Raw genomic sequence first — 5,605 nt, forward strand, 5'->3', positions numbered from 1 at the left:
GTAGTTAAAAAAAGTTTTAAGAATGCGTTATTTATGGACGAAGGGACTGAATCAATGATGAGGTGCTGACTGTCAGAAAGGTGCGACATCGTCGGATGTCGCGCCAAGTATATCGGCAGAGCCACCGCTAAACGGACTCGGAGCGGCGAAAGAGTCTGACGAACCATCGTCGCCTGAATTCAGGCGCGATACTTTGCTTCCGCTTGTCATCTCAAGCTCGCCTTCCCAGTTTTCGAAACGTGCGTAGCGCGATTTGAAACGCATCTTGACATCGTCGACGCGACCGCTACGGTGCTTGGCGACGATGAATTCGGCAAGTCCTCGAATGTCGTTACCGGCAGCATCGACACCCGAACGAAGGTAATATTCCGGACGGTGGATGAAGCAGACGATGTCGGCATCCTGTTCGATCGCACCCGATTCACGAAGGTCGCTAAGCTGCGGGCGCTTGCCGTCCTTGCTGTCAGCGCCACGCGACTCAACGCTTCGGTTGAGCTGTGAAAGGGCGACAATCGGGATGTTAAGTTCCTTGGCAAGCTGTTTGAGCGAACGTGAAATCATGGAGACCTCCTGTTCGCGCGAACCGAATTTCATGCCGGAAGCATTCATGAGCTGAAGGTAGTCGATGATTATGAACGACACATTGTGCTCGCGCACGAGTCGACGAGCTTTCGTACGAAGTTCGAATATCGAGAGCGATGCGGTGTCGTCGATGTAGAGCGGAGCGCTGTAGAGATTTTTGACACGCGACATCAGCTGATCCCATTCCATCTGTGAAAGCTGTCCGCTCTTGATTTTTTCACCCTCGATTTCGCAGGTGTTCTGAATCAGACGGTTGACAAGCTGCACATTAGACATTTCCAACGAGAATATGGCCACAGGGATATTATAGTCAACCGCCATATTCTTTGCCATTGACAGCACAAACGCGGTCTTACCCATAGCGGGACGCGCAGCGATGATTATGAGGTCGCTTCGCTGCCATCCTGAGGTAAGCTTGTCAAGCTCATGATATCCTGATTCAAGTCCAGAAAGACCTGAGGTGCGGTTGGCTGCGGTCTGAATCTGCTCAATGGCGGCATTGATGACAGGGTCGATCTGGGTGACATCTTTCTTTACGTTGCGCTGCGAGATTTCAAACAGTTTACCTTCGGCTTCCTGAAGGAGGTCATCGACATCGTAGCTCTCGTCGAAAGCCTGCGCCTCAATCTGAGACGCGAATTTAATAAGTTCGCGCGCAAGATATTTCTGTGCGACTATACGAGCATGGAATTCAACGTGTGCGCCGGATGCGACACGTGAAGTAAGTTCCGAGATACGTAGAGGGCCGCCCGCACCTTCAAGTTCGCCCATCAGTCGGAGCTTCTCGGTGACAGTCAGCATGTCGATGCTTTGCTGCGAAGCACCGAGACTCTGAATGGCCGCGTATATTTTCTGATTGGCCGGTTCGTAGAATGATTCGGGTTTAAGAATGTCGCACACCACTGTATAGGCATCCTTTTCAAGCATCAGTGCTCCGAGCACGGCTTCTTCAAGGTCATTGTCGCGCGGAGGGATGCGGCCTCCATGGTCGAAGACTGAGACGTGTTGCGGTTTCTGTCGGCCTGAGCGTGAGGGATAACTGTTGGAGTCCTGTGGCATGATTGATGTCTATGGTGATTTGAGTTTGACTGTAGTGTGTGGAGGTGAGGGAGTGAGAGCGGAGTGGAGAATGTTTTCAGCTGCAAAGTTAAGGATTTTTTAGCTCCGAAATGGTGCTGTCATGCAAAATTAACCGCTAAAATCTGTGGCATTGCTCTAAAAAGTCCGGACGTTTTATGGTCTATTAAGCTGATTATGTGAAAAATCTGTCATTCCTTTGTCTTACTCGTCAAACTCGAAATCGTTTTGCGATAACACGATGTCTGTTAAAACCTATATTTTACCGTTAAACAGCCTCTGGGTATCACTCCAACTAACGGTCTCAGTTGTTAACTTGTCAAGATTTTCGACAGGTTATAACTCTGCTGTCATTGTTACAGGTTCTTCCTGCCTTGGATGAACAGTTGACTGAATTATATTTACGTTGAAAGTTTGTCTTTAATCCAGCTCGCCAGAAAAAACACGGCGATACCCACAGGAAGGCCCACGCAAAACAAGAACGTCAAGAAACCCGGACAGGCGCAAATAACGATGAATATAATAAGTATTGCCCAAAGAATTATTCCTATCATAGTTATATATTTAAGTGTTCGCTAAGATACTAAAATATTTTGAATTTCGGTGAGATTTGTCAATAGAAATTATCCATTCCAGGCGGTGTCGCTCCGCTGTGTGTATAACTCTCAGGGATGGGCAGTTCCTCACTTATTTGACGCGCCTTCTTAATAGCCTTACCAAGCCAAGCAACGATGCAGAGGATTGCGATAAAATCATGGTTGTTTTGTTTTAATGGACGTAGGTCATGACCTGACTGATTAATGGCGATTCGAGCCGTTATCCGTTAATGCTTTGACATTTTTATTCTCTCGGAGCAGAAAGCTCACAGTTTATATGTAAATTTGCGCCACATATTATTCATATACATAGGCAACCTTAAGATTTAAAAAGAGTTTTTACTTGTCATCATGATTTTATTTCCAAATGCCAAAATCAATATCGGGCTTGACATCGTGAGCAAGCGTCCCGACGGTTATCATAATATTGAAACTGTCATGTATCCCGTCCCGTGGCGCGATGTCCTTGAGATAGTTCCCGCTAAAGGCAGCGAGACCACATTGACTGTCACAGGGCGCGAGGTTAACTGCCCGGCTGAAAAAAATCTCGTAATGAAGGCTTATAATGCTCTTTCCGCACAAGTCGGACTGCCTCCCGTCGACATATATCTGCGCAAAATAATCCCCGACGGAGCAGGCCTTGGAGGAGGATCGGCCGATGCGGCATTTACACTTGTCGGTCTCAACAGCCTTTTCGCTCTTGGTCTTAGCGACCGCGAGCTTGCCGACATCGCTGCAGGGCTTGGCGCAGACTGTCCTTTCTTTGTCTATAACCGTCCGATGCTATGTACGGGAATCGGGACTGACTTCACCCCGGTCGACCTGAATCTTAAAGGTTATGGCATCGTAATCGTGAAGCCGGAAGTAAGCGTCCCGACCGCTTTGGCCTATAGCCGTGTGACACCTGCTGAACCCACAGTCAAGCTTGCTGATAAAATCACGGTCTTGCCTACGCAGTGGCAGGGACAGATTAAAAATGATTTCGAGTCATCGGTTTTTCCGTCCTATCCGGAAGTCGGCAAGATTAAAGAGAAACTGATTGACCTTGGAGCAATCTATGCTTCAATGTCAGGATCGGGCTCGGCGGTCTACGGAATTTTCGAAAGTGACATTTTGTCAGAGGAACTGACAGATTGTTTCCCCGGCTGCTCGGTTTTTTCCGACAAGTTTGAATGATAGTTCAATGTACTCCTTTTTATTGGATGATTGAACGTTATCCCCTTCCGGTTGTTGTAATTTAAAATCATTGTTGTGTTACCGTTGGCTTTTGCAGGCAAAAAAAGATGTCTGTCGAAGGCTTTGGCAACATTTTTGATAGTGATATTATAATTAGTAAATAAAGAAAAGATATAAGAAGCATTATGAGCCACAAACCAAATAATCCGAAAGAAAAGAAAGAAGCTCCACAGCAGGAAGAAGCCGTCCTTGACGACGTTCAGGAAGCTTTCGACGAACAAAATTCCGTAGAAGACGAGGAAAACGATATAATCAACAAGCAGCTGTCTGATATCGATGCTCTCAACAAACAGCTTCAGGATGCGGAAGAAAAGCTTGCTAAGGAGAAGAAGGAATATCTTTTCCTTATGGCTGAATTTGATAACTTCCGCAAACGTACTGTCAAGGAGAAATCAGAGATAATCAAGAATGCGGCTGAAAATGTCTTTAAAGGACTTCTTCCTATTGTCGACGATTTCGAACGCGGCCTTGAGGCGAGCGCCAAGTGTGACGACGCGGCGTCTGTCCGTCAGGGCATGGAGCTTATTTATCAGAAACTCGTCAAGTTTCTTGCTGCAAACGGCGTGAAGCCGATTGAAAGCAACGGCAAACCCTTTGACGAGGAATACCACGAAGCCATTGCGATGGTTCCCGTGACTGATGAATCGCAGAAAGGAATTGTCATCGACACTCCCTCGAAAGGCTATACTATCAACGACAAAGTGCTCCGCCATGCAAAAGTGGCTGTGGGCCAATAACATACCACACACTATTCATGGCTAATAAAAGAGATTACTACGAAGTGCTTGGAGTCGACAAGAATGCCGATGAAAAGACCATAAAAAGCGCTTACCGTAAGAAGGCCATCCAGTATCACCCCGACAAAAATCCGGGCGACAAGGAGGCTGAGGAGAAATTCAAGGAAGCTGCCGAGGCCTACGATGTGCTCTCAAATCCGGAAAAGCGTGCGAAATACGACCAGTTCGGCCACAACATGGGCCCGCAGGGTTTCCCGGGCGGAGGTGGCGGTTTCCATGCGGGAGGCTTCTCGATGGAGGACATCTTCTCGCAGTTCGGCGACATCTTCGGAGGCGGATTCGGCAACATGGGTGGATTCGAGACCGCCGGCGGACGCACACGTCGCCGGCAGCGTAGAGGTTCTGACCTGAGAATCAAGGTCAAGATGACTCTTGCCGAGATTGCCACAGGTGTCACAAAGACACTCAAGATTCCGACTCTTGTAAAGGATACACACTGCGACGGCACAGGCGCGAAAGACGGCAAGGCTTTCACCACATGTCCGACATGTGGTGGTTCGGGAACAGTGCTGCGTCAGCAGCAGACATTGTTTGGCCTCTCTCAGTCGGCTGTGGAATGTCCTCAGTGTAAAGGTGAGGGTAAAATCATCACTGACAAGTGTCAGTATTGCCAAGGTGAGGGCGTAGTTCGCGAAGACCGCACGGTGACATTTACAATACCGGCCGGTGTCGCAGACGGCCAGACTCTCACTGTCAAGGGACAGGGCAACGCCGCCATTCATGGCGGTGTCAACGGCGACCTGCTCGTTGTCATCGAGGAGATTAAAAACCCCGAGCTTATACGCGACGGCAACGATGTCATCTATAACCTCATGCTCGACATCCCAACTGCCGCTCTCGGCGGATCAGTGGAAGTGCCGACAATCAACGGACGTGCACGTCTCAAGATTCCTGCCGGAACTCAGCCCGGCAAGGTGCTCCGTCTGAGAGGAAAAGGTCTCCCCTCGACAGAAGGCTATGGCACAGGCGACGAACTTATCAACGTGATGGTCTATATCCCGGAAAATCTTACCGACGACGAAAAGAAGGCTATCGAATCTCTGCAGGGCAAACCGAATATGACCCCGAATGAATCGACCAAGAGCCGTATCTTCAGCAAGCTTAAACATATCTTCGAATAAAGAATCCGAATCAGGTCATTCCTGACGCAGATTATAAAAGCAGTGGCACGCCTACGACAGACGTGCCACTGCTTTTTTTCATTGTCATCTGTCGAAAATTTATTTTTCAAAAAACCTCAATCTGGATTATTCAGAGCAGGGTTTGGGAGTGCTTTGTCCGTATTTTTCAAACTTTTACAAAACTATTTTCAAACAA

At 48.1% G+C, this 5,605-nt stretch carries 4 protein-coding genes; 3 read left to right on the plus strand and 1 reads right to left on the minus strand.

Going from position 1 to position 5,605, the window contains the following annotated elements; genetic code table 11:
* Positions 1-72 precede the first annotated feature (72 nt).
* Positions 73-1,641, minus strand: coding sequence for a replicative DNA helicase (gene dnaB / locus QZ311_RS11965; RefSeq protein WP_297068380.1), 1,569 nt, complete (start codon positions 1,639-1,641; stop codon positions 73-75).
* 965 nt (positions 1,642-2,606) lie between these two features.
* Here dnaB and ispE point away from each other — a divergent pair.
* The 3 genes from ispE to dnaJ all read left to right on the plus strand — a co-directional run bounded on the left by ispE (position 2,607) and on the right by dnaJ (position 5,409).
* On the plus strand, positions 2,607-3,431 hold the full coding sequence (ispE, locus tag QZ311_RS11970; RefSeq protein ID WP_297068383.1) for a 4-(cytidine 5'-diphospho)-2-C-methyl-D-erythritol kinase: 825 nt from the start codon (positions 2,607-2,609) through the stop codon (positions 3,429-3,431).
* Between the two features lie 185 nt (positions 3,432-3,616).
* Complete coding sequence (locus QZ311_RS11975) at positions 3,617-4,228, plus strand: nucleotide exchange factor GrpE (protein ID WP_297068386.1); 612 nt, start codon at positions 3,617-3,619, stop codon at positions 4,226-4,228.
* Between the two features lie 17 nt (positions 4,229-4,245).
* Positions 4,246-5,409, plus strand: a complete 1,164-nt coding sequence (dnaJ, locus tag QZ311_RS11980) for a molecular chaperone DnaJ (RefSeq protein WP_297068388.1) — start codon at positions 4,246-4,248, stop codon at positions 5,407-5,409.
* The last annotated feature ends 196 nt before the right edge of the window (positions 5,410-5,605 follow it).

Origin of the sequence: uncultured Duncaniella sp. (assembly GCF_910578445.1) — a bacterium.
In the GTDB taxonomy this organism is placed as follows: domain Bacteria; phylum Bacteroidota; class Bacteroidia; order Bacteroidales; family Muribaculaceae; genus Duncaniella.